Source organism: Streptomyces sp. NPDC008317 (genome assembly GCF_042955955.1).
Classification (GTDB): Bacteria; Actinomycetota; Actinomycetes; order Streptomycetales; family Streptomycetaceae; genus Actinacidiphila.
Genome location: NZ_JBIBFQ010000005.1, coordinates 579009 through 603183 on the forward strand (window position 1 = coordinate 579009; position 24175 = coordinate 603183).

Annotated in this window: 22 protein-coding genes; 11 read left to right on the plus strand and 11 right to left on the minus strand. The window is 72.7% G+C overall.

Going from position 1 to position 24175, the window contains the following annotated elements:
• Window position 1: 1 nt before the first annotated feature.
• The gene (locus tag ACFY9V_RS19730; protein ID WP_391045532.1) at window positions 2-862 is read right to left on the minus strand and encodes a hypothetical protein; all 861 of its coding nucleotides are present in this window, start codon (window positions 860-862) and stop codon (window positions 2-4) included.
• 202 nt (window positions 863-1064) lie between these two features.
• On the opposite strand from ACFY9V_RS19730, the gene ACFY9V_RS19735 reads away from it, so the two are divergent.
• Together ACFY9V_RS19735 and ACFY9V_RS19740 are read left to right on the plus strand one after the other, a co-directional pair.
• The gene (locus tag ACFY9V_RS19735; protein WP_391162130.1) at window positions 1065-2345 is read left to right on the plus strand and encodes a VWA domain-containing protein; all 1281 of its coding nucleotides are present in this window, start codon (window positions 1065-1067) and stop codon (window positions 2343-2345) included.
• Window positions 2345-3196 carry a hypothetical protein gene (locus tag ACFY9V_RS19740; protein ID WP_391162131.1) on the plus strand — a complete coding sequence of 284 codons (852 nt, stop codon included), beginning with the start codon at window positions 2345-2347 and terminating at the stop codon, window positions 3194-3196. Before ACFY9V_RS19735 ends, ACFY9V_RS19740 begins: the two co-directional genes overlap by 1 nt.
• A 90-nt stretch (window positions 3197-3286) precedes the next feature.
• Here the strand turns inward: ACFY9V_RS19740 and ACFY9V_RS19745 are convergent, their stop codons facing one another.
• A complete protein-coding gene (locus tag ACFY9V_RS19745) occupies window positions 3287-3655 on the minus strand; it encodes a DUF427 domain-containing protein (protein ID WP_355346023.1) in 369 nt (122 codons plus the stop codon).
• A gap of 192 nt (window positions 3656-3847) precedes the next feature.
• On the opposite strand from ACFY9V_RS19745, the gene ACFY9V_RS19750 reads away from it, so the two are divergent.
• Entirely contained in the window at window positions 3848-4069 is a 222-nt protein-coding gene (locus ACFY9V_RS19750) for a hypothetical protein (protein WP_188282053.1), read from the plus strand.
• A gap of 31 nt (window positions 4070-4100) precedes the next feature.
• Here the strand turns inward: ACFY9V_RS19750 and ACFY9V_RS19755 are convergent, their stop codons facing one another.
• From ACFY9V_RS19755 to ACFY9V_RS19765, 3 genes are read right to left on the minus strand one after another with little or no spacing between them, the layout of a single operon-like run.
• Window positions 4101-4850 carry a succinate dehydrogenase/fumarate reductase iron-sulfur subunit gene (locus ACFY9V_RS19755; RefSeq protein WP_355346019.1) on the minus strand — a complete coding sequence of 250 codons (750 nt, stop codon included), beginning with the start codon at window positions 4848-4850 and terminating at the stop codon, window positions 4101-4103.
• Complete coding sequence (locus ACFY9V_RS19760) at window positions 4847-6886, minus strand: fumarate reductase/succinate dehydrogenase flavoprotein subunit (RefSeq protein ID WP_391162133.1); 2040 nt, start codon at window positions 6884-6886, stop codon at window positions 4847-4849. The genes ACFY9V_RS19755 and ACFY9V_RS19760 overlap by 4 nt, the downstream gene beginning before the upstream one ends.
• A 5-nt stretch (window positions 6887-6891) precedes the next feature.
• On the minus strand, window positions 6892-7596 hold the full coding sequence (locus ACFY9V_RS19765) for a succinate dehydrogenase cytochrome b subunit (RefSeq protein WP_391162135.1): 705 nt from the start codon (window positions 7594-7596) through the stop codon (window positions 6892-6894).
• A gap of 96 nt (window positions 7597-7692) precedes the next feature.
• Here ACFY9V_RS19765 and ACFY9V_RS19770 point away from each other — a divergent pair, with 96 nt between their 5' ends.
• A complete protein-coding gene (locus ACFY9V_RS19770; protein WP_355346010.1) occupies window positions 7693-8583 on the plus strand; it encodes a LysR substrate-binding domain-containing protein in 891 nt (296 codons plus the stop codon).
• A 16-nt stretch (window positions 8584-8599) separates the two neighbouring features.
• On the opposite strand, the gene ACFY9V_RS19775 is transcribed toward ACFY9V_RS19770, so the two are convergent.
• Complete coding sequence (locus ACFY9V_RS19775) at window positions 8600-8830, minus strand: cupin domain-containing protein (RefSeq protein ID WP_391162230.1); 231 nt, start codon at window positions 8828-8830, stop codon at window positions 8600-8602.
• A gap of 63 nt (window positions 8831-8893) precedes the next feature.
• Window positions 8894-10951: a phosphocholine-specific phospholipase C gene (locus ACFY9V_RS19780; RefSeq protein ID WP_355346007.1), complete on the minus strand. Its 2058-nt coding sequence runs from the start codon at window positions 10949-10951 to the stop codon at window positions 8894-8896.
• Between the two features lie 291 nt (window positions 10952-11242).
• Here ACFY9V_RS19780 and ACFY9V_RS19785 point away from each other — a divergent pair, with 291 nt between their 5' ends.
• Together ACFY9V_RS19785 and ACFY9V_RS19790 are read left to right on the plus strand one after the other, a co-directional pair.
• Window positions 11243-12868 carry a fibronectin type III domain-containing protein gene (locus ACFY9V_RS19785; protein ID WP_391162137.1) on the plus strand — a complete coding sequence of 542 codons (1626 nt, stop codon included), beginning with the start codon at window positions 11243-11245 and terminating at the stop codon, window positions 12866-12868.
• Window positions 12869-12986: 118 nt separating this feature from the next.
• A complete protein-coding gene (locus ACFY9V_RS19790; RefSeq protein ID WP_391162139.1) occupies window positions 12987-14720 on the plus strand; it encodes a glycoside hydrolase family 9 protein in 1734 nt (577 codons plus the stop codon).
• 69 nt (window positions 14721-14789) lie between these two features.
• On the opposite strand, the gene ACFY9V_RS19795 is transcribed toward ACFY9V_RS19790, so the two are convergent.
• Window positions 14790-16286 (minus strand): ATP-binding protein, encoded by a 1497-nt coding sequence (locus tag ACFY9V_RS19795; protein ID WP_391162231.1) that lies wholly within the window; start codon window positions 16284-16286, stop codon window positions 14790-14792.
• 74 nt (window positions 16287-16360) lie between these two features.
• Window positions 16361-17104: a response regulator gene (locus ACFY9V_RS19800; protein ID WP_391045547.1), complete on the minus strand. Its 744-nt coding sequence runs from the start codon at window positions 17102-17104 to the stop codon at window positions 16361-16363.
• 280 nt (window positions 17105-17384) lie between these two features.
• On the opposite strand from ACFY9V_RS19800, the gene ACFY9V_RS19805 reads away from it, so the two are divergent.
• The 4 genes from ACFY9V_RS19805 (at window position 17385) to ACFY9V_RS19820 (ending at window position 21151) form a co-directional block, all read left to right on the plus strand.
• The gene (locus tag ACFY9V_RS19805) at window positions 17385-18752 is read left to right on the plus strand and encodes a ferredoxin reductase family protein (protein ID WP_355345995.1); all 1368 of its coding nucleotides are present in this window, start codon (window positions 17385-17387) and stop codon (window positions 18750-18752) included.
• A 79-nt stretch (window positions 18753-18831) separates the two neighbouring features.
• Window positions 18832-19380 (plus strand): FMN-binding protein, encoded by a 549-nt coding sequence (locus tag ACFY9V_RS19810; RefSeq protein ID WP_391162141.1) that lies wholly within the window; start codon window positions 18832-18834, stop codon window positions 19378-19380.
• 44 nt (window positions 19381-19424) lie between these two features.
• The gene (locus ACFY9V_RS19815; protein WP_391162232.1) at window positions 19425-20150 is read left to right on the plus strand and encodes an FAD:protein FMN transferase; all 726 of its coding nucleotides are present in this window, start codon (window positions 19425-19427) and stop codon (window positions 20148-20150) included.
• A gap of 98 nt (window positions 20151-20248) precedes the next feature.
• Window positions 20249-21151: an alpha/beta fold hydrolase gene (locus ACFY9V_RS19820; protein ID WP_391162143.1), complete on the plus strand. Its 903-nt coding sequence runs from the start codon at window positions 20249-20251 to the stop codon at window positions 21149-21151.
• Between the two features lie 38 nt (window positions 21152-21189).
• Here ACFY9V_RS19820 and ACFY9V_RS19825 read toward each other — a convergent pair whose 3' ends face one another.
• Together ACFY9V_RS19825 and ACFY9V_RS19830 are read right to left on the minus strand one after the other, a co-directional pair.
• The gene (locus ACFY9V_RS19825) at window positions 21190-21840 is read right to left on the minus strand and encodes a 3-oxoacid CoA-transferase subunit B (RefSeq protein WP_355345986.1); all 651 of its coding nucleotides are present in this window, start codon (window positions 21838-21840) and stop codon (window positions 21190-21192) included.
• Window positions 21841-21842: 2 nt separating this feature from the next.
• The gene (locus ACFY9V_RS19830) at window positions 21843-22616 is read right to left on the minus strand and encodes a 3-oxoacid CoA-transferase subunit A (RefSeq protein WP_391045555.1); all 774 of its coding nucleotides are present in this window, start codon (window positions 22614-22616) and stop codon (window positions 21843-21845) included.
• 248 nt (window positions 22617-22864) lie between these two features.
• Between ACFY9V_RS19830 and ACFY9V_RS19835 the strand changes: the two genes are divergently transcribed.
• Window positions 22865-24175 carry a substrate-binding domain-containing protein gene (locus tag ACFY9V_RS19835; RefSeq protein WP_355345980.1) on the plus strand — a complete coding sequence of 437 codons (1311 nt, stop codon included), beginning with the start codon at window positions 22865-22867 and terminating at the stop codon, window positions 24173-24175.

A 24175-nucleotide genomic window follows, 5' to 3' on the forward strand; every position in this document is an offset into this window, starting at 1 on the left:
GTCAGCGCTTGGGGCCGGTCGCGAAGACGCCCTCGGGGAAGGCGCCCGCGGCCAGCGCGCGCATGGTGAGGCCCTGGGCGATCTCGGTCAGACGGGCGGTGCCGGCCTCGCCGAGGTGCTCGTAGGGGGCGCGGCCGAGACGGTCGGTCTCGGACTCGATGTGGCGGCGCAGTTCGACACCCTGGTCGGTGAGCGAGCCGTCGGCGTCGAGAAGGCCGCGGTCGCGCAGCCGGGCGACGGCCGCGTCCCACTCCTGCTCGCTCCAGCCGCGGTGGGTCCTGGCGAAGCCCGGCAGGAAGCCCTTGCCGGTCGCGGTGTGGGTGACGAGGGCTTCCAGGCCGTCGAGTTCGGCGCAGAGCAGGACGGCGAGGTGTCCGTCGCCGCGGTACTCGCGCAGCAGCGTGGTGGCGTGCCAGAAGGCCAGGTGCGGCTCCTTCGGCGACGGCAGGGCCGCGTGGGCGGCGTAGAGGATACGGTCGCCGCCGGTGCACGCCTCGGCGGCCCGCTGGGCGAGTTCGGCGGCCTCGGCCATCTCCGGGGAGTCGACGGCGTCGCCGAGCAGACGGCGCTGTACGGCGTCGACCGCGCGCAGCCGCGCCGCGGTGATGTCCTCGGGGGCGGCCAGGGTCCAGGCGAGCGGGATGTGCCGGGCCACCAGGGACGGGCTGAAGTTGTAGAAGGTGCTCGTCACGACGGCGGGGCCGACCGGGCCGAGGGCGGCGGCGCGGCCCGCGAAGTAGCACATGCGGTTGTTCTCCAGCCCGGCCGCGACCAGCGCCGCCTGCGTCTCGGGCGCGAAGTACACCATCGAGTGCAGCGGTTCGAGCACCCGGAAACATTTCCTACCGGCCAGTAGCGTCATATCCGCCACTTTACTGAGATCGCCGCGCACGTCCACCCCCGGCGCACCACCTGCCGGCGCGCGGCCCCGGCGGCTCCCCGGCCCGGCGCGCGCGTCGTCCCCGCCCGTGGTCCGTCCCCGTCCGTCCGCTTTGGCACGGTCCCGCACCGGCCACCGACCGGCCGACTTCAGGTTTTGACACTACCTTCACTACGATCCGGCGATGATCATAAGAAGGTTACTGACGGCCGGAGTTGGCTGCGGCCTGCTGGTCGTCCTGGCTTGCGGTCTGCTGCCCGCGAGCGCGGTCGCCGACGAACCCACGACACCGGCGACGCCGACGGCGCAAGCCGCCCCGAAGGTGGAACTGCTGCTCGATGTCAGCGGCTCCATGCGGGCGAAGGACATCGACGGGCAGTCGCGGATGGCCGCCGCGAAGCAGGCGTTCGACGACGTGCTGGACTCGGTGCCGGAGAACGTGGAGCTGGGCATCAGGACGCTCGGCGCCGACTATCCGGGCAACGACCGCAAGACCGGGTGCAAGGACACCCGGCAGCTCTACCCGGTCGGCCCGCTGAACCGCACCGAGGCCAAGGCCGCGGTGGCGACGCTGGCGCCCACCGGCTGGACGCCGATCGGCCCCGCGCTGCTCAAGGCGGCCGACGATCTCCAGGGCGGCGACGGCACCCGCCGCCTGGTGCTGATCACCGACGGCGAGGACACCTGCGCGCCGCTCAACCCGTGCGACGTCGCGCGGGACATCGCCGCCAAGGGCATCCATCTGGTCATCGACACGCTGGGCCTGATCCCGGACTCCTCGACCCGTAACCAGTTGACATGCATCGCGGAGGCGACCGGCGGCACGTACACCGCCGTCCAGCACCGGCAGCAGCTCACCACCAAGGTGAAGCAGTTGGTGGGCCGCAGCACCGACGCCGTGGTGGCCCCGGTGGCCGCCCGGGGCGCCGCGCGGTGCGCGGACGCGCCGCAGCTCAAGGCGGGGATCTACACCGACCGCGAGCTGTTCTCGGAGAACCGCTGGTACCGGGTGGACGTGCCGGCGGGACAGGAGCTGCGCGCCTCGGTGAGCGTCTCCGCCGACCGCGCGGTGAACGCGAACTACGGCGTCCTGCTGCGTGGCGTGACCACGCACGGCCGGGAGATCGTCAGGGACGACGAGGGCGGCACCGGCCGTACCGACGTCGTGTCCGCCGGTATCCGCTACCCCAAGCCGCACGCGGACTCCGACACCCCGCCGGAGACGGTCTGCCTCCAGGTCGGCAACTCCTTCTCGGCCGCGCCGTCGGTCAAGACCACCCCCGGTCTGCCGGTGGAGCTCTCCATCGACCTGGTGGACTCCCCCGACCAGCCCTCCGACGTGGCCTTCTTCGGCCTCGGGCGCGGCTGGTGGCTGCTGGGCACGCTGGCCGCGGCCGGCGCGGTCCTCGGCCTGCTGTCGGGCTGGGTGTCCCGCTGGCGTCTGAACACGGGGAGGACCGTCTGATGCGTACGTCACCACGTAAGGCCGTACGGCTGCTGACGGTCACCGCGGCGGGGCTGCTGGCCGCCGCGGCGCTGGCCCTGAGCGCGGGCGGCGCGGTCGCCGACGACCCGTCGGCCGACGCGAGCGCGAGCACGGGTACGGCCGCTCCCGGCGACGGCGACACCGCGCCGACGGAGGCGGGGACGAGTTTCCGTACCGCCGCCGTCGTCCGGCAGGGGCAGGAGGCGACCGCGGACGCGTCGGCGGGCGACTATCTGTACTGGACGTTCCCCGCCGACAGCGGGCAGAACGTGACGGTGAAGGCCACCGTCACCTTCCCCGAGACCGCGGCCCGGCACGGCGCGTCCACCTGGCAGCTCGATGTGTACGACGGGCTGCGGCGCCGCCAGCCGTGCAGATACGGCGCGCAGAGCAGGTCCGTGGCGGCCGACGCGGGCTCGGTCGAGCTGGTCTGCCACCTGCGGGCGATCCGCTCGTGGGCCGACACCTGGTCCAACGATCCGCTGCGCGGCGGCTACTTCCTGCGGCTGACCGTGCTCGACCTGCCCGCGGCCGACCTCGGCCAGCCGGTCAAGGCAGCCGTGAAGGCCACGTCGGAGGGCACGGCGGGGCAGCAGGCGGTCGACGGCTCGGTGACGCCCGTGGTGTCGGCGTACGCGCCGCATGTGGCGCCGGGCGACGGCTGGGCGGGCACCTGGTGGTCGCCGCGCTGGCTGTGGACCGGCGGCGGCGGTCTGCTGGCCGCTCTGGCCGGTCTGGGCGCGCACCGACTCGCCCGGGGTCCGATCCGGTCTGGGCGGGACCCGCGCACCCCTGAGCGGCCCCGCGAGCCCGTGGGATACCGGGACTGAGGCAGCGGCACGCGAGGAGGGCCCGTCCGACCGGACGGGCCCTCCTTTCTCGCGTGCGACGGCTGCCACGCGGCCACTGCCACGCGAGCGCTACCGCGCGGCGACCTCGACGTGCTGCGGGTAGAAGGCGACGTGTCCGGCGATCGTGCCGACCGCGTCGTACGGCTTCTCGTACGTCCACACCGCGTCGGTGATCTCGCCGTCCGCGGTCACGAGGGAGTAGTAGGAGGCGTCGCCCTTGTAGGGGCAGTACGTCTGGGACTCGGTCGGGCGCAGGGCGTCGGCCTCGACGTCGGCGAGCGGGATGTACTGCACCGGCGGGTAGTCGGCCTCGCGCAGGGTCAGGGCGTGGGTGGTGTCGGCGATGACCTTGCCCGCGGCCCTGACCACGATGCGCTCCGGGTTCGGCTCGACCGTGATGGGGTGGTCGGGACCGGGTGTCTTGACCGTGCGTGCCATGGGGGGCTCCATGAGTAGAACCTGGATGGACCCGAGGTGACCTGGGGGGATCTGCCGCGGTCCGCCTGTCCTGGGCGATACCCACCGAGGGTAGACAGACAGGTCTATACGGGTCAAGGATGGCTGGCGGGTAGTCGCAGATGCGTCGTCCGACGGGACAATCGGACCGCCGACTGGCGCATACTGGTGACAATGACAAAGCCTGATGCAGCGAAGCGCTTTTTGCCCACCAGTCCCTTCAAAGCCCCGGTGGCGCCGCCACCGAAGGAGTTCGCCGTGGGCAATCGGGTCACCCACGATGTGTACGGCCTCGGCCGGGTCACCGGAGTCGAGGAAGGCGTCGCGGTGATCGTCGACTTCGGCTCGCTCCAGAAGCGCATCATGAGCCCGTACACCAAGCTCACCAACCTCTGAGGTTCCAACGGCGTGGGGACCCCGAAGGTTCCTAACGGCGTGGGACCTTGCGGGCCGCCCGCAGCCACTCCTTGTTCATCGCGGTGATCGAGGTCAGCGGGATGCCCTTGGGGCAGGCGGTGGCGCACTCCCCCGTGAGCGTGCAGCCGCCGAATCCCTCCTCGTCCATCCGCGCGACCATGTCGAGGACACGGGTCTCGCGCTCCGGCGCGCCCTGCGGCAGCACGTTGAGGTGGTTGACCTTCGCGGAGGTGAAGAGCATCGCGGAGCCGTTGGGGCAGGCGGCGACGCAGGCGCCGCAGCCGATGCACTCGGCGTGTTCGAACGCGGAGTCGGCGGCGGCCTTGGGTACGGGCGTGGCGTGTGCTTCGGGCGCCGCGCCGGTGGGCACGCTGACGTAGCCGCCGGACTGGATGATCCGGTCGAACGACGAGCGGTCCACGACCAGGTCGCGGACGACGGGGAAGGCGGCGGCCCGCCACGGCTCGACGTCGATGGTGTCGCCGTCCCGGAAGGACCGCATGTGGAGCTGGCAGCTCGTGGTGCGCTCCGGGCCGTGCGCGTCGCCGTTGATCACCAGGCTGCACGCGCCGCAGATGCCCTCACGGCAGTCGTGGTCGAAGGCGACCGGGTCCTCGCCCTCGACGGTGAGCCGTTCGTTGAGCGTGTCGAGCATTTCCAGGAACGACATGTCGGGTGAGACGTCGTCGACCTGGTAGGTGGCCATGGCGCCGGGCGCTTCGGTGTTCTTCTGGCGCCAGACGCGCAGGGTGAGCTTCATGCGTAGCTCCGCTGGGTGGGGTGGACGTAGTCGAAGACGAGGTCTTCCTTGTGCAGGACGGGCGCGCCGCCGGTCCGGGTGAACTCCCACGCGGCGGCGTAGGAGAACTCCTCGTCCCGGCGGGCGGCCTCGCCGTCCGGGGTCTGGGACTCCTCGCGGAAGTGGCCGCCGCAGGACTCGGCGCGGTGCAGCGCGTCGAGGCACATCAGCTCGGCCAGCTCCAGGTAGTCCACGACGCGGTTGGCGCGCTCCAGCGACTGGTTGAACTCCGCGCCGCTGCCCGGCACCTTGATCCGGCGCCAGAATTCGTCCCGGATCTGCGGAATCCGGTCCAGCGCCTTGCGCAGCCCCTCCTCCGTCCTGGCCATCCCGCAGAACTCCCACATCAGCTCGCCGATCTCGCGGTGGAAGGAGTCGGCGGTGCGGTCGCCGTCGACGGCGAGGAGCAGATTGAGCCGGTCCTCGGTCTCCGCGAGGACTTCCTGGACGACGGGGTGTTCGGCGCCGATCTCCTCGCGCCCCGGGTGGCGGGCCAGGTAGTCGTTGATGGTGGCCGGCAGCACGAAGTAGCCGTCGGCCAGGCCCTGCATCAGCGCGGAGGCGCCGAGCCGGTTGGCGCCGTGGTCGGAGAAGTTGGCCTCGCCGATCGCGAAGAGGCCGGGCACGGTGGTCTGGAGGTCGTAGTCCACCCACAGGCCGCCCATCGTGTAGTGCACGGCCGGGTAGATCCGCATCGGGACCTCGTACGGGTCCTCGGCGGTGATCCGCGCGTACATCTCGAAGAGGTTGCCGTACTTCTCCTCGACCGCCCTGCGGCCCATCCGCGCGATGGCGTCGGCGAAGTCCAGGTAGACGCCCTGGCCGCCGGGGCCGACGCCGCGGCCCTCGTCGCAGACGTTCTTCGCGGCGCGGGAGGCGATGTCGCGCGGTACGAGGTTGCCGAAGGAGGGGTAGATCCGCTCCAGGTAGTAGTCGCGCTCGTCCTCGGGGATCTCGCCGGGCGGGCGGGTGTCGCCCTTGGTGCGCGGCACCCAGATCCGGCCGTCGTTGCGCAGCGACTCGCTCATCAGCGTGAGCTTGGACTGGTGGTCGCCGGTGCGCGGGATGCAGGTGGGGTGGATCTGGGTGAAGCAGGGGTTGGCGAAGTACGCGCCGCGCCGGTGCGCCCGCCAGACGGCGGTCGCGTTGGAGTTCATGGCGTTGGTCGACAGGTAGAAGACGTTGCCGTAGCCGCCGGAGGCCAGCACCACGGCGTCCGCGAAGTGGCTGCGGATCTCGCCGGTGATCAGGTCGCGGGCGACGATGCCGCGGGCCCTGCCGTCGATGACGATCAGGTCGAGCATTTCGGTCCGCGGGTGCATCTCGACATTGCCCGCGGCGATCTGCCGGGAGAGCGCCTGGTAGGCGCCGAGCAGCAGTTGCTGGCCGGTCTGGCCGCGGGCGTAGAAGGTGCGGGAGACCTGGACGCCGCCGAAGGAGCGGGTGTCGAGCAGGCCGCCGTACTCACGGGCGAAGGGCACGCCCTGCGCGACGCACTGGTCGATGATCTCCACCGAGATCTGGGCAAGGCGGCGGACGTTGGACTCGCGGGCCCTGAAGTCGCCGCCCTTGACGGTGTCGTAGAAGAGCCGGTGGACGGAGTCGCCGTCGTTGCGGTAGTTCTTCGCGGCGTTGATGCCGCCCTGCGCGGCGATCGAGTGGGCGCGGCGCGGGGAGTCCTGGTAGCAGAACTGCACGACGTGGTAGCCCTGTTCGGCGAGCGTGGCGCCCGCGGAGCCGCCCGCGAGCCCGGTGCCGACGACGATCACGGTGTGCTTGCGGCGGTTGGCGGGGTTGACCAGCTTCGCGGTGAAGCGGCGGGTGTCCCAGCGGTCCTCGATCGGGCCTTCGGGTGCCTTGGTGTCGGCGAGGGGCTCGCCGGTCGCGTACCGCGCGTAGTCGGACGGCGCGGAGCCGGACGGCGCGGGCGCGGCGTCGGTCGCGGCAGTCGTCGCGGAAAGCTCGGGGCTGTCGGGGGTCTCGGAGGTCTCGGGCATGTCAGTCAGCTCACGATTCCGGTCATGACGCCGACGGGTACGGCGATGAAGCCGGCCGTCAGCACCAGTGCGAGTGCGTTCGCGGTGGCCTTGAGCACCCGGTCACGGGTGGCACTGCCCGCGCCGAGGGTCTGGGCCGCGCTCCAGAAGCCGTGCCTGATGTGCAGGCCGAGGGCGAGCATCGCCACGATGTAGACGACGTTGTTCCACCAGTCGTGGAAGGCGGCCACGACGTTCTGGTACGGGTGGCCGGGCACGAAGCCGCGCTGCACGGTGCCGGTGGTCAGGTCGAGGATGTGCCAGACGATGAACAGCAGCAGGATCACGCCGCCCCAGCGCATGGTGCGGGTGGCGTAGCTGGCGCGCGGTCGCGGATGGGCGTAGGCGACCGGCCGGGCGCGCCGGTCGAGGCGGCTGAGCTGGTACGCGCACACGCCGTGCAGCACGACGGCGGCGACCAGCACGACGCGGATGATCCACAGCGCCCACTCGTAGTGCAGGAACGGCTCTCCGATGGTGCGCAGCCAGTGCGCGTACTCGTTGAAGCTGCCGGACCCGAAGAAGATCTTGAGGTTGCCGAACATGTGGACGACCAGGTACAGCAGCATGATCAGGCCGCTCACCGCCATGATCGTCTTCTTGCCGACGGTCGAGCCCCAGACCGTGCGCGCCATCGACGGACGTCGGTCCGTCCGCGTTGCCAGTGCCATGTCCACAGACGTTACGGTCACCGGAGTCGAGTGGTCCAAGACATGATCCGGCTCGTGTCCATAGCCTGGGCCTATCGCCGGGTTATCGTGGGACCCATGCAGTTCCAGCAGCTCGCGTACTTCGTGGCCGTCGCCGACGCCCGGCACTTCACCCGCGCCGCCGAGCGGGTGCATGTCTCTCAGCCGTCGCTGTCGCAGCAGATCCGCGCGCTGGAGACGGAGCTGGGCGCGCCCCTGTTCAGCCGGGCGCGCGGCAACATCGCGCTCACCGACGCCGGGGAGGCGCTGCTGCCGCTGGCCCGGCGGATCCTCGCCGACGCCGAAACCGCCCGCCACGAGGTGCTGGAGCTGGCTCAGCTGCGGCGCGGCCGGGTCCGGCTCGGCGCCACCCCGAGCCTGTGCACCGGCCTGCTCCCCGACGTGCTGCGCGTCTTCCACGACCGGCACCCCGGGGTGCGGCTGCTGATCGAGGAGAGCGGGTCGCACGATCTCGTACGGGAGCTGGCGCGCGGCGGCCTCGACCTGGCGCTGGTGGTGCTGCCGCTGCCGAACCCGTCGCCCGCCCTGACCACCGTCGAGCTCTTCCAGGAGGATCTGGTCGTCATCTCCTCCGCCGCGGCCGAGCCGCCGCGCTCACCGGTCAGGATCGCCGACCTCGAAGGCCGCCCGATGGTGATGTTCCGGCACGGCTACGACCTGCGCGACCTGACCCTCGCCGCCTGCCGCTCCGCGGGCTTCGAGCCCTACCTCACCGTCGAGGGCGGCGAGATGGACGCCGTGCTCGGCTTCGTGCGGGCCGGGCTCGGTCTGGGCGTCGTCCCCAGCATGGTCGCCGCCCGCGCGGGTCACGACCTGCGGGTCACACCGCTGGCCCGGCCGGGGCTGCGCCGCACCATCGCCCTGGCCCACCGCAGTGACGTGGCTCCGCCACGGGCCGCCCGGGTCCTCCAGGAAGTCCTTCTGACCGCGGCCCACCGGGAGACCTGAAGCCGCGCGGGAGACCTCAGTCCAGCGGGACGGCCGCCAGGGTCAGCGGGCCGCCCGCGCTGCCGGTGTTGAGGGTGCCCGCGGGCTCCAGCATGCCCGCGGGCTCCAGCAGGAGGATGGCGGTCTCCTCGTCGGCGCGGGGGCAGTGCTCGACGCCCTCGGGGACGACGTACAGCTCACCGGGGCCGAGGACGACGTCGCCGTCGCGGAGCTGGATGGTGAGACGGCCGCCGACGACCAGGAACAGCTCGTCGGTGTCCTCGGGGACGGCTGTCGGAACCGCTGCCCGGGTCCGCTGCCCAGGTCGCCGTCAGTGCGTCCTGATCGCCGGGTCGCTCACGCCGGGGCGGCCCGTCTCGACGTGTCCCGCGAAGCGCCGCAGGAACGCGGCGTCGTGGTCGGCGACCACCGTGAGGTCGTACCAGCGCTTGCCCGCGCGGACGTCGACCGAGTGCGTCTCCCGGCGCCCGGCGCGGACCACGTACGTGTGGTGGCGGCCGTCGTAGGAGTTGGTGACCGTGAGCCGGACGTCGCGGCGGCCGGAGTTGCTCATGGTCAGCTCCACCCTTTCGCTCGCGGCGTCGTGACGGGCCGTCACCTCCGCGCCGGATGTGGCGACCGCGCCGCGGAAGGCGCGCAGGAAGCCGTTGGGGCCGTGCACGGTGAGGTCGTAGCCGCCGCCGGTCGCGGCCGTCTCCCAGGCGCCGGAGAGCTTCTTGCCCGCCTCGGTGGTGTACGTCCACGGGCCGTCGGCGCGGTCCGCGGCGGTGACGTGGAAGCAGACGCCCGCGGCGACACCGCCGCCGAAGGTGAGGGTGACCAGGCCGGTGGACGGCGTGACGGCCGCGTCGACCAGCGGCGCGTACGGCAGCGGGCGGGTCGGCCGGGCGCCGCGCTCCTGCGTGGGCACGGCCTGGCGGGCGGGCGGCACCGGGACGTAGCTGTCGTGCCGGTCGCCGTCCGGCGGCCGGTAGCCGTCGGTGCCGGGCAGGTGCGGGGGCCGGTCCCGCGTGAGCTTGAAGTCGAAGGCGGAGGTCAGATCGCCGCAGACGGTACGCCGCCAGGGCGAGATGTTGGGCTCGTGCACGCCGAAGCGGCGCTCCATGAAGCGGATGATCGAGGTGTGGTCGAAGACCTCGGAGCAGACGTAGCCGCCGGTGCTCCAGGGCGAGACCACCAGCATCGGGACGCGCTGGCCGAGCCCGTACGCGCCGGCCGCGTAGGTGCCGTTGCCCGGGAAGATCTCACCCCGCGTGCTGACGGTGGAGGCGCCGCCGTCCGCGGTGAGCGGGGCGAAGGGCGGGACGACGTGGTCGAAGTACCCGTCGTTCTCGTCGTAGGTGATGAACAGCGCGGTCCTGCTCCACACCTCGGGGTTGGAGGTGAGCGCGTCCAGGACCTGCGAGATGTACCAGGCGCCGTAGTTCGCGGGCCAGTTGGGGTGCTCCGAGAACGCCTCGGGCGCGGCGATCCAGGAGATCTGCGGCAGCCTGCCCGCCGTGACGTCGGCCTTGAGCACGTCGAAGAAGCCGTCGCCCGCCTTGGCGTCGGTTCCGGTGCGGGCCTTCTCGTAGAGCGCGTCGCCGGGCTTGGCGTTGCGGTAATTGTCGAAGTAGAGCAGGGAGTTGTCTCCGTAGTTGCCGCGGTAGGCGTCCGGGATCCAGCCCCAGGAGTGGTCACCGTCCAGGCCGTCGCCGATGTCCTGGTAGACCTTCCAGGAGATCTTCGCCTTCTCCAGCCGCTCCGGGTAGGTCGTCCAGTCGTACCCGGCCTCGGAGTTGTCGAGCACGGGGCCGTTGCCCCTGCCGTCGTTGCCCGTGTATCCCGACCACATGTAGTAGCGGTTGGGGTCGGTGCCGCCGGTGAACGAGCAGTGGTACGCGTCGCAGACGGTGAAGGCGTCGGCGAGCGCGTAGTGGAACGGGATGTCGCCGCGCGTCAGGTGCGCCATCGTGCCGGTGCCCTTGGCGGGGATCCACTGGTCGTACTTGCCGTCGTTGACAGCCGCGTGGCTGCCGATCCACTCGTGGTTGAGGCCCTCGATGAACTGGAGGCCGAGGTCGTCCACGTCCGGGTGGAAGGGCAGCACCTCCTTGTCGCCGTCCGGCTGGTGGAACACCGACTTGCCGTTGGGCAGGGACACCGGGCGCGGGTCGCCGAAGCCGCGGACCCCCTTCATCGCGCCGAAGTAGTGGTCGAAGGACCGGTTCTCCTGCATCAGGACGACGATGTGGTCGATGTCCTTGAGGGTGCCGGTCCTGCGGCTGGCCGGGATCGCGGCGGCGCGGGCGATGCTGCTGGACAGGGCGGTGAAGCCCGCGGTGGCACCGGCTATCTGGAGGAACCGCCGCCGGTTGAGTTCAGACATGGATCCGAGGACCTCTTCGCGGTAGGGGGATGCGCGCAGTGCAGGGTCCTCCCACAGCAGCGACCACAGGCGACCTGCCGGTGTCCGGCGCGTGACAGCGGGCGGTACGCGTCACGAACAGGCCCGGCGCACACGGCCGTTCGCCCGACGGGGGGCGGGTTCTCGCCGCGCCCGGCGGGTCACAGGATTCCGCCGCGTGTGCGACAGGCGGCGTTCAACTGGCCGTCGCCGACGGGCGGGAGCCTTCGGAGGTTCGTGTCGCGAGACCCCGCACCGCACCAAGGAGCAACGATGGTCGCACAGATGGAGACACCGGGTCCGTCAGGAGACCGCCTCAGCCGCCGTACGGCCGTCGGCCTGCTCGGCACCGCGGGTGTCGGCGCGGTCGCGGCGCCGCTGCTGACCGCGGGCCCCGCGTCCGCCGCCGCGCCGTCCCCGTCCGGCACACCCGCGAGCGCCGCCCCCGCCTTCCACCCCACGCCCGACGCGAGCGGCGCGTCCCCGGTGCAGGGGCTGCACCTCACCTTCGGCAAGGACCCCGGCAGCCAGATGGTGGTGTCCTGGCTGACCGACGGCCCGGTCAAGCGCCCGCGGGTGCGGTACGGCACGATCGGCCACGGTCTGGGATCGGTCGCCTCGGCGCGGACCCGCTCCTACAGCGACGGCAAGTCCGGCCGGGTCGTGTACGTGCACCACGCCGCGATCGACCGGCTCTCGCCCGGCACCGAGTACCTGTACCTGGTGTCGCACGACGGCGCCGCGCCGGACAGCGGCACCTTCAGGACCGCGCCGCGCGGCCGTCAGCCGCTGACCTTCACCAGCTTCGGCGACCAGTCGGCGCCGCAAGTCACCTGGACCAGCACCGGCGCGGTGGGCCTCGACGCCAACTCCACGCCCGCCACCAAGGACATCGTCACCGGCATCGAGCAGGTCGCGCCGCTGTTCCACCTGCTCAACGGCGACCTGTGCTACGCGAATCTGGACGTCGACCGGGTCCGCACCTGGAACAACTTCTTCACCAACAACAGCCGTTCGGCGCGCTTCCGGCCGTGGATGCCCGCCGCGGGCAACCACGAGATCGAGTCCGCGAACGGCCCGCTCGGCCTCGGCGCGTACCAGACGTACTTCCAGCTCCCGTCGACCGAGAGCGACCGCGAACTGGCCAACCTCTGGTACGCGTTCACCGCCGGTTCGGTGCGGGTGATCGTGCTCCAGAACGACGACAACTGCCTCCAGGACGGCGGCGACGTCTACATCAACGGCTACTCCGGCGGCCGTCAACTCGCCTTCCTGGAGAAGGAGTTGCGGACGGCGCGGGCCGACCGCGACATCGACTGGGTGGTCGTCGCCATGCACCAGGTGATGGTCAGCTCGACGGACGCCAACGGCGCCGACCTGGGCCTGCGCGAGAAGTACGGGCCGCTGTTCGACCGCTACGGCGTCGACCTGGTGGTCTGCGGCCACGAGCACAACTACGAGCGGTCGCTGGCCGTCCGCGGTGTGGTCGGCGGCAGCGAGACGCTGACGCCGAACCCGGTGTCGCACGCCACCGACGACATCGACACCGGTCTCGGCACCGTGCACATGGTGCTCGGCGGCGGCGGGGTCTCGGGCACGACCAACCAGTCGTTCTTCAAGGACGGCACCGGCAAGGTCATCACCGCGGTCTCCTCGACGCCCGGCTCCAACGGCAAGCGGACGGCCACGTACGTGCGGGAGCAGGCGGTCTGGGCGGGCGTGCGCGATGTCGACCACCCCTACGGTTTCGCGGCGTTCACCGTCGATCCGGGCCGTCACGCGGGCGACACCACGCGGATGCACGTCACGTACTACAACGTGAACAAGCCGAACGGCGAACTGTCGGTCTTCGAGACGTTCACGCTGCACCGCAAGCGGTCGGACGGCGGCCGGCACTGAGGTCGCGCGCTGTTCCCGGGCGGCCGGGCGCGTGCCCGGCCGCCCCGACGATCACTGTTGACCAATAGCAGTCCACTGCATACCTTTGCGGGCACGAGAGAAGGGACGGTGCCCGCAGGTGCCCATCGAAACCGGCTTGGAGACCTCGGCGGTACGCGTAGCGCACCTCGGTTACGGACTCGGCGGCGCACCCGCGGTCGTGGCGGTCCTGCCCGACGGAAGGGCCCCGCGGCGCGTGCAGTTGCTCGGCGCCGACGGCGGCTCGCTGCACGAGCTGGAACCCGGCCCGCTGGAGTCCGTGCCCGGCTGGCACGGCGGTCCCTTCGCCAAGGTGCCGCTGCCCACCGGCCTCGCGCCCGGCCGGTACGCGGTCCGCCTGGTCGACGGCCGCGGCCGTACCTGTGTCTCGGACGACTTCGAGGTGGCCGCCGACCGGCTCCAGCGGCAGACGATGTCCGACGTGCTGGCGTACTTCAAGGCGATGCGCTCCAGCGGCGAGATCGACCGCAAGGACCGGCGCGCCGCCCTGTGGGGCGACGACAGCGGCCGGGAGGTCGACGCGCGCGGCGGCTGGCTCGACGCGAGCGGCGACACCAGCAAATTCCTCAGCCACCTCACGTACACCCGCACCATGAGTCCGCAGCAGATCCCGCTGTGCGCGTGGGCCATGATGGCCGCGCGGGACGCGGTCGCCGAGCGACACCCGCTGCTGGTCCGCTCGTTGAGCGCGCGGCTGCGCGACGAGGCGCTGTGGGGCGCCGACTTCCTGGTCCGCTTCCGCTCCCCCGAGGGCTACTTCTACACCGGAATCTTCGACGCGCTCACCAAGCGGCTCGAAGAACGCGTCGTGACGGCGCCGCTCCCGGAGTGCGTGCGCACCGACCGCTACCAGGCCGCGTACCGGCACGGCGGCGGCCTGGCCATCGCGGCTCTCGCCCGCGCCTCGGCCCTGGACGACCACGGCGACTTCACCGGACCCGAGTACCTGGCGGCGGCCGTCGAGGGCTTCACGCACCTCGAGGCGCACAACACCGAATACGTCGTCGGCGGGGCCGAGACGGTCCTCGACGACTACACGGCGCTGCTGGCCGCCTGCGAGCTGGTCGCGGCGGGCGGCGGTACGGTCCCGGCCGCGGCGCGGGACGCGGCCCGGCTGCGCGTACGGTCCCTGCTGGCGCGGTACGTACGGCCCGCGCACGGCCCCGGCTGGTTCGGAGCGGACGCCGAGGGGCGGCCGTTCTTCCACGCCGCCGAGGCCGGGCTGCCCGCGCTCGCCCTCGCCCGCTTCGCCGCCGTGCTGCCGGACGCGCCCGAGGCCGGGGCCGCGAGCGCGCTCGCCCTGGAGGCCGTGCTCGACACCGTGGCCAGGACCCGTTCGGTGCCGAATCCCTTCGGCTATCCCCGGCAGCGCGTGCAGCCCGCGGGGGGCACACCGCGCGACGCCTTCTTCTTCCCGCACGACAACGAGACCGGCTACTGGTGGCAGGGCGAGAACGCCACCATCGCCTCACTGGCCGCCGCCGCGAACACCTGCGCCGACCTGCCCGGCACGGCGGAGGCCGACCGCGACCTGCTGCTCGGCTTCGCCGACGACCAGCTCGCCTGGATCACCGGCCGCAACCCCTTCGACGTCTCGATGCTGCACGGCCGCGGCCGTCACAATGTCGACTACGAGTCGGACTTCCCCAACATTCCCGGCGGCATCGTCAACGGCATCACCTCCGGCTGGACCGACGAGGACGACATCGCCTTCCTTCCCGCCGACGCCCCCGAGGCCGAGGTCTGGCGCTGGGCCGAGCAGTGGATCCCGCACACCGGCTGGTTCCTGCTGGCGGTGGCGTCGGCCCGCTGAGGAAACGGCCGGGGCGGCGGTGTCCGGACCGGCGCGGCGGCCTCGCGGGAAGCCTCGCGGAACCCCGCGTCAGACCGCCGACGCTCCCGGCCGCTCGGGCGGCGCGTCCGGGAGCGTCACCGTGAAAGAGGTGTCGCCCGGCTCGCTGGTGAGGGTGACCGTGCCGCCGTGGGCCGCGGCGACCGCCGTGACGATGGCCAGGCCCAGACCGGCGCCGTGGCCGGCGGCGGGGTCGGCGCGCCGGTCGTCGGCGCGGTGGTGGTCGGCGCGGTGGTGGTCGGCGCGGTGGTGGTCGGCGCGGGCGAAGCGTTCGAAGACGGTGCGCTGGATGGCGGGCGGGACACCGCCGCCGTTGTCCGCGACGGTGAGGACGGTCGCGGCGCCGTCGTGGCGCAGCCGTACGGTGACGCGGGTCCCCTCGCGGGTGTGCACACGGGCGTTGGTCAGCAGATTCCCGGTGATCTGCTGGAGCCGGGCGGCGTCGCCGGTGACGGTGACCGGTTCGGCGGGCAGGTCCAGCAGCCAGCGGTGGCCGGGGCCCGCGGCCCTGGCGTCGTCGGCCGCGTCGAGGACGAGGCGCGTCAGGTCGACCGGCTCACGGGCCAGCGGGCGGCCCGCGTCGAGCCGGGCGAGCAGCAGCAGGTCGTCGACCATGCCGCCCATCCGCGCGGACTCCGCCGCGATCCGGTCCAGTGCCCGCGTCACACCGGGCGGCACCGGGCCGGGGTGCCGCTGCGCCAGCTCCGCGTGGCCGCGGATCGCGGCGACCGGGGTGCGCAGTTCGTGGCTGGCGTCGGCGGCGAAGCGCCGCAGCCGTTCCTCGCTGGCGTGCCGGGTGGTCAGCGCGCCCTCGACATGTCCGAGCATGCGGTTGAAGGCCGCGCCGACCTGCCCGACCTCGGTCCCGGGGTCGGTGTCGGGCACCCGGTCGGGCAGCGCCACCTCTCCGCTGTCCAGCGGCAGCGCGGTCACCGAGGCGGCGGTCGCGGCCACCCGGCGCAGCGGTCGCAGCGACCAGCGCACCCAGAAGGCGCCCGCGGCCCCCGCCACGACCAGCGCGCCGCCGAAGACGGCCGCCTCCACCGCGATCAGCCGCGTCTCGGCGTCCTCGATGCCCTGCCGGGGCAGCCCGGTGATCAGGACGTCCCCGTCGTCGCCCGCCACCGCTTTGACCTGGTAGTCGCCGAGCGAGGACAGATCGACCCGGTGGCAGTGGCCGTCGACGGGGACCGCCGCGAGCGCGGTCCGGTCGTCGGGGGTCAGCCGTACCGTGGTGTCCGTGCCCGCGCGGACCACGGCGGCGGCCGTGACCCGGCCTTGGAGCAGCCGCGCCCCGAAAGTGCCGCGCGCCTGGCGGCGGGTGTCCACATGGACGTTGTCCGCGTCCGGCTCCCCCGCGCCGTGCGCGTGTTCCAGGCTGGCGGGGAACGCGCCCCCGGCCTCCGAGAGCTGCTGGTCGAGCCGTTCGCCGAGGAAGGACCGCAGTGCGACGACCGCCGCGATGCCCACGGCGGCGCAGCTCAGCGCGAGCAGCACCACGAGGCCGCAGGTGAGCCGGGCGCGCAGCGTGCGCGGTACGAGGACCCGCGACGCGAGAGCGAGCGGCGTGGAGCGACGGCCGGTGCGCGGCGACGGCCGCCTCACCACGGCGGCGCCTTCAGCAGGTAGCCCGCGCCGCGCACCGTGTGGATCATCGGCTCGCGCCCGCTGTCGATCTTGCGGCGCAGGTAGCTGATGTACAGCTCGACCACATGCGCCTGGCCGCCGAAGTCGTACGACCACACGCGGTCGAGGATCTGCGCCTTGCTCAGCACCCGGCGCGGATTGCGCATCAGGTACCGCAGCAGCTCGAACTCGGTCGGGGACAGCTCGACGACCGCCCCGCCGCGCGTCACCTCCCGCGCGTCCTCGTCCATGACGAGATCGCCGACGGTGAGGACGGCCGCGTCGCCGCGCGCCCTGGTCATGCCCGCCCGGCGCAGCAGTCCGCGCAGCCTGGCCAGCAGTTCCTCCAGGCTGAACGGCTTGGTGACGTAGTCGTCGCCGCCCGCCGTGATGCCCGCGATGCGGTCCTCGACGGAGTCGCGCGCGGTGAGGAACAGCACGCACACCTCGGGCTGGCTCGCGCGGAGTTGGCGCAGTACGGACAGGCCGTCGCCGTCGGGAAGCATCACGTCGAGCACGACCGCGTCGGGACGGAAGGCCCGCGCCTCGGCGACCGCGGAGGCGACGTCACCGGCGGTGCGCACCTGCCAGCCCTCGTAGGCGAGGACACCGGACAGCACTTCGGCGAGGTCGGGTTCGTCGTCCACGACGAGGACCCGGACCGGGGAGCCGTCCGGGTGGGCGAGGGGGTGCGGTGCCGCGCTGTCTGTGATGTCCATGGTCCTTCCAGCATCGCCCGGCGGGCGGTCGCGCGGCGAGGGCGGGCGCCTCTGCGTTCCCTGTGAGTCCTGTGGGTCGTGGGGGTCGTATGAGTCCTGTCGCCGATCGGTGAGCGAGCCGCCCGCCCGGCGCCGTCACCACGGGTCCCGCGGGCCGCCGTGAGCCTCTGGATCACCTGTGAGTCCGCGGCCGGGGCGCCGATTCAGAGCTGGCTCAGAGGTTCCGCCCGCACAGTGGCAAGCGTACGACCAGGAAGGGAACCACCGTGAGCGGCACAACATGAGCGGCACCCACAGCCCCCGCACCACCGCGCGGCACGCGGTGACGTATCCCGGCAGGCGGTCACCGGCCGTCGTGGTGCTGGCCCTGGGCTGGGCAGGCGCGGCGGCGGTGATCGCGCTGTGGTGGCAGGACACGTCGTCGGTCGTCGGCCCCGCGGGCTGGCTGATCGGCGCGGGCCGGATCGCCGGGCTGCTGACCGGTTACTGCTGCGCGCTGCTGGTCGGCCTGATGGCCCGGATTCCCGCACTTGAGCAGGGGGTGGGCAGCGACCGGGTGGCGCGCTGGCACGCGATGGCCGGGCGCTACACCGTCTGCCTGCTGATCGCGCACATCACGCTGATCCTGTGGGGTTACGCGGCGCAGGCGCACGCCTCGGTGCTCGGCGAGACATGGACGGTGGTGTTCACCTATCCGGACATGCTCAAGGGCACGATCGGCGGTCTGCTCCTGCTGGTCGTCGGCGCGGTGTCGGTACGCGCGGTACGCCGCAAGGTCCGCTACGAGACCTGGTACTACCTGCACCTGCTGACGTATCTGGCGATCTTCCTGGCCTTCTGGCACCAGCTCGCGCTCGGCGCGGACTTCGCGGGCGGCACGGTCGCGCGCGGGCTCTGGTACGCGCTGTACCTCGGTGTCGCGGCGGCGGCGCTCTGGTACCGGGTGCTGGTGCCGCAGCGGCTGAATCTGCGGCACCGGCTGCGGGTGGCGTCGGTGGTACGGGAGGCGCCGGGGGTGGTGTCGGTGCTCATACGCGGCCGGCGGCTGCCCGAACTGGCGGCGCGGCCGGGGCAGTTCCTGCGCTGGCGGTTCCTGACGCCCGGCCTGTGGTGGACGGCCAGCCCGTACTCGCTGTCCGCCGCGCCGCGTCCCGACCTGCTGCGGATCACCGTGAAGGCGGTGGGCGAGCACAGTACGGCGCTGGCCGGGCTGCGGCCCGGCACCCGCATCTGGGCCGAGGGACCGTACGGCGCGCTGACCGCGGAGCGCAGGACCCGGCAGAAGGTGCTGCTGCTCGCGGGCGGGGTCGGGGTGACCCCGCTGCGGGCGCTGTTCGAGTCGCTGCCCGCGGGGCCCGGCGACCTGACGCTGGTCTACCGGGCGCGCACCGAGGCCGATCTGGCGCTGCGCGGCGAACTGGAGCGGATCGCCGCCGTGCGCGGCGCCCGTCTGCACTTCGCGGTCAACGCGCCCGACGGCCGGCGGCCCGTCCTCAGCGCGGACACCCTGCGCGCCACGCTGCCGGACATCGCGCGGCACGACGTGTTCCTGTGCGGGCCGCCCGGAATGGCGCGGGCGTCGTACGAGGCGCTGCGCGCGGCGGGTGTCCCGGCCCGCCACATCCATCACGAGTCCTTCGAACTGTGAGCCGTGCCGTGAACCATGCCGTGAACCATGCCGCGAGCCGTGCCGTGAGCCAGATGGTGAACCGAGGTGAGAGCCGTCCATGAGCGCCTTTCCCGCCCGCCCTTTGCGGCGCGTCCTGTTGAGCACCCTGGCCACCGTCGCCGGTGTGGTGCTGCTGCTGACCCTCAAGCCGCACACGACGGCGAGCGCGGGTGACGTGGCCGCGGGCTCCGCGGCCCCCGCACCGGCGCCGTCCGCGACGTCGGGGACGTCCGGCTCCTCCAACGGCCCGTCCAACGGCCCGTCCAACGGTTCCTCCAATGGCTCGTCCAACGGCTCGTCCAACGGCTCGTCCTCGAAGGGGACTTCGGGCACCAGGACGGTCGACGGCGACACCGCGCAGACCCGCTACGGTCCCGTCCAGCTCCGGCTCACCCTCACCGGCGGCAGGATCACCGCGGTGAAGGCCGTCCAGTTGCCGAACGACAACCCCAGGGACGGTGAGATCTCCGGCTTCGCGATCCCGCAGCTCACCCAGGAGACGCTGGCCGCGCAGAGCGCGAAGGTCGACACCGTGTCCGGGGCGACGTACACCAGCGAGGGGTATGTGCGGTCGCTCCAGAGCGCGTTGGACAAGGCGGGGGTCTGACCGTGTCCGACACGCGGGCCCGGCCGCGCCGGGTGGAACACACGATGGGCACGGTCTTCTCCTTCGACGTGCGGGGCGGCGGCGACCGCGTGGCGGCGGCGCTGCACGCGGCGGCGGCCTGGCTGCACCATGTCGACGAGGTCTTCTCCACCTACCGCCCCGACAGCCAGATCAGCCGGCTCGCCGCCGGCACGCTCACACTGTCGGCCTGCTCCCCCGACGTGCGGGAGGTACTGGCGCTGTGCGAGACGGCCGGACGGCTCAGTCACGGCTGGTTCAGTACCGGGTACGCGGGCGGCTTCGACCCGACCGGGCTGGTGAAGGGGTGGGCGGTGGAGCGGGCCGTCGCCATGCTGGCCTCCGCGGGCGCCGACGCGGTGTGCCTCAACGGCGGGGGCGACGTACAGGTGTACGGCGGCCCCTGGCGGATCGGTGTCGCCGACCCGCTGCGGCCGGGCGCGCTGGTCCGCGTGGTGCACACCGACGGCGAACTGGCCGTCGCCACCTCGGGTCCCGCCGAGCGCGGCTGCCACATCCTGGACCCCTTCACCCATCAGCCGCCCGCCCCCGCGCTCGCCTCCCTCACCGTGGTCTGCCGCGGCCTGACCGACGCGGACGCCCGCGCCACCGCCGGCTACGCGATGGGTCCCGCCCGCGCCCGCCGCTGGCTCGAATCCCTCCCCGACACCGAGGGCTTCGCGGTCGCGGCGGACGGCGCCACATGGCAGACCGCCGGTTACAGCGTGACCACCGCCGCCCACACACCCTGAACCCCCGCTGTGTGGGCCGCGCCCATGCCCGGCAGCCGGATCGGCCCCTATCCTGCTCGGGCCGTACGGGACGGCGCGAGCGGATCGCGGGAGCGCGCATGCGGATATTCGAGGATGTCGGCGTCGAGGTGCCGGGCGGACGGCTGGCGGTACGGCGCTGGCCGGGCCCGGCGGGCGGCCCTGTGGTGCTGGCGCTGCACGGGATCGCCAGCAACGGCCTGGCCTGGGCGCAGGTCGCCGAAGCGCTCGACGGGGTCGAGATCCTGGCGCCCGACCTGCGCGGGCGCGGGCTCAGCCGGGAGGTGGCGGGCGCCTGTTCGATGGCCCGGCACGCCGACGACATGCTCGCCGTGCTCGACCGCTTCGGCGTCGAACGGGCGGTCCTGGCCGGGCACTCCATGGGCGGCTACGCGGCGTGCGTCGCCGCGCGCCGCGATCCGGGGCGCTATTGCGAACTCGTGCTGGTCGACGGCGGCTTGGGCTTCCCCGTACCCGCGGGCGTGGACATCGACGCGGTGCTGCACGCCGTGGTCGGACCCGCGATGCGCAAGCTGGAGATAGAGTTCGCCGACCGGGCCGCTTACCACGCCTTCTGGGCGGAGCACCCGGCGTTCAGCACGCTCGGTGGGCCGCTGCTCGCCGCGTATCTCGACCGCGATCTCACCGGCGAGGCACCGCACTTGAGGTCGGCCTGCCGGGCGGACGCGATCCGCGAGGACGCGGCGGACGAGTTGCGCAACCCGGACGTCTTCGCCGCGATCCACGAAATCACCGTCCCCACCCGGCTGTTGTGGGCCGAGCGGGGGCTGTCGGACGAGCCGACCGGGCTGTACACGCCCGAGGTGATCGCGGCGAGCGGCCTGGTGGCGGAGGGGATCGCCCTGCACTTCGTCCCGGGCGTCAACCACTACTCGGTGCTGCTCGGCGAGCCCGGCGCCCGCCTGGTGGCCGGGCACCTGACGGACGCGGTACGGCGCACGGCGGCAGCGGCCCGGAGCTGATCCTCCGGGCCGCGGCCCGTACGGCGCAGGGCGGTCAGTCAGCCCCGCGCCACCGCGTCCGGCACCAGCAGGTCCGCCCCGGTCGCCGCCCGTACCTCCTCCACGCCGACGCCGGGGGCCAGTTCGGCCAGCCGCAGTCCCTCGGGGGTGACGTCGAGGACCGCGAGGTCGGTGATCACGCGGTGCACGACGCGGCGGCCGGTGGCGGGCAGGGTAAGTTCCCCGACGATCTTCGGGGAGCCGTCCTTGGCGGTGTGTTCCATGACCACCACGATCCGGCGGGCGCCGTGCACGAGGTCCATGGCCCCGCCCATGCCCTTGACCATCTTGCCGGGAATCATCCAGTTCGCCAGGTCGCCGCGGGCGGAGACCTGCATGGCGCCGAGCACCGACACGTCGATCCGGCCGGAGCGCACCATGCCGAAGGAGGCGGCGGAGTCGAAGTACGCGGCGCCGGGTGCCACGGTGACCGTCTCCTTGCCCGCGTTGATCAGGTCGGGGTGCTCGTCGCCGTCGTACGGGTAGGGGCCGACGCCCAGGACGCCGTTCTCCGAGTGCAGCACCACCTGGGTCCCGGCGGGCAGGTGGCCGGGGACGAGCGTGGGCAGGCCGATGCCGAGGTTCACGTACTGGCCGTCACGCAGTTCGCGGGCGGCGCGGGCGGCGAGTCGGTCGCGGTCGAGTGGCACGGTCAGTTCTCCCGGTCGGAGGTGGCGTGGGCGGTACGGACGGTGCGTCGCTCGACGCGTTTGTCGGTCGGATCGGCGGCCACGACGCGGTCGACGTACACACCGGGCAGATGGACGGCGTCCGGCGGCAACTCGCCCGGTTCCACGATGCGTTCGGCCTCCACCAGGGTGATCCGGCCGGCCATCGCGCACAGCGGGTTGAAGTTGCGGGCGGCGGCGTGGAAGGCGCAGTTGCCGTGCCGGTCGGCGACGGCCGCCCGGACCAGCGCGAAGTCGGCGGTGATGGCCTCCTCCAGCAGATGGCGTACGCCGCCGAAGTCCCGTACCTCCTTGGGCGGCGAGGCGACCGCGACCGTGCCGTCCGCCGCGTACCGCCAGGGCAGGCCGCCCTCCTCGACCTGGGTGCCGGCGCCCGCCGGGGTGTAGAAGGCCGGGATGCCGCAGCCGCCCGCGCGCAGCCGTTCCGCGAGGGTGCCCTGCGGGGTGAGTTCCACCTCCAGCTCGCCCGTCAGATAGCGCCGGGCGAACTCCTTGTTCTCGCCGACGTACGAGGAGGTCGCCCGCGAGATCCGGCCGAGTCCGAGCAGCAGGCCGAGCCCCCAGTCGTCCACTCCGCAGTTGTTGGAGACGACCCGCAGATCCGTCGGGCCCGCCGCGGCGAGCGCCGCGATCAGCGCCGACGGGATGCCGCACAGGCCGAATCCGCCGACGGCGAGTGTCGCGCCGTCCGGGATGTCCGCCACCGCGCGGGCGGCCGAGGCCACCACCTTGTCCATGCGTCCGCCTTCCCCGCAGGGGTCATCGAGGGTGTGTCGAGCGTGAGTTGAGGGTGCGCCGGGCCGCCGTGCCGGGCGTGGCCCGGCCCCTGGCGCCCGCCCTGTCACCTTTGCGACGGCGCCGCGGCGCCGCCATGGTCCCTGTCGACATGGCTCGCGGGGAAGGAGCGTGTGCCGCCCACATGTCCGGTTCGGCGGGGCGCTTCTACGGTTTGCGCAACAATCCACCTCCCCGGGAGCCGGTCGCCATGCGTCGCAGCACATCGAGCACCAACAGATCGAGCCGAGCGAGCCGTTCGAGCGAGCCGGCCGCGTCCCGTCGGCCGCGCCCGACGAACGGGCCGGGCGCCTTCCGTACGCGGACTGTACCGGCGCTGGCCGTGCTGACCGCGGGTGTGCTGCTCGCCGGATGCAGCGCCGCGGGGACGGCGGGCAGCGCCAAGTCCTCCGACGGCACGAGCGACTCGGCGGTCAAGGTGGGCCTGGTCTACTCGCGCAGCGGGCCGCTGGCCGCCTACGGCAAGCAGTATCTGGACGGCTTCAACGCCGGTCTGGCGTACGCCACTCACGGCAAGGGCACGGCGGGCGGCCACCGGATCGAGGTGGTCGAGCAGGACGACGCGGGCGACCCCGCGAAGGCCGTCGCCGCGGCCAAGACCCTGATCGGCAAGGGCACGCACATCATCGCGGGCACCACCGACTCGGGCGTGGCGCTCCAACTGGCCCCGCTGGCCGCCCAGAACAAGGTGCTGTACATCGCGGGACCCGCCGCCACCGACGCGTTGACCGGCGTGAACGCGTACACCTTCCGCTCCGGCAGGCAGTCGTACCAGGACATCCTCACCGCCGGGTCGCTGCTGGGCGACTCCAAGGGCAAGAGGGTCACCGTGCTGACCCAGAACTCCGCCTTCGGGCAGGCGAATGTCACGGCCGTGAAGGAGGTGCTGGGCGGGCAGGGCGCGACCGTGGACTCGGTGCTGGCGCCGCCGAGCGCGGGCGATCTGACGCCGTTCGCGCAGCAGGTCAAGTCGAAGAAGCCGGATCTGGTCTTCGTCGCCTGGGCCGGGGCCAGCGCGCCCGCGCTGTGGACGGCGCTCGACCAGCAGGGCGTGGTGACCTCGACCAAGGTCGTGACGGGCCTGGCGGGCACCGCCTCGTACCCGCTGTTCGGCGCGGCCGGGTCCAAGATCTCCTTCCTCGCGCACTACTTCCCCGGCGCCGCGCACAACGCGGTGGAGACGGCGATGCTCGACGGCGTCACCAAGGCGGGCGGCACGCCCGACCTGTTCAGCCCGGACGGCTTCACCGCCGCGCAGATGATCGTGCACGCGGTGGAGGCGGGCGGCGCGGACAGCCCGACCGCGATGGCGAAGGCGCTGGAGGGCTGGTCGTTCGAGGGCCCCAAGGGCGACGAGCAGATCAGGGCGGTGGACCACGCGCTGCTCCAGCCGATGTTCACGGCGAAGCTGAACGGCACGGGCGCCGCCGCGAAGCCGGAGCTGATCAGCAGGCTGCCCAAGGACGCGGTGAACCCGCCCTCGAAGCAGATGGCGGGCTGA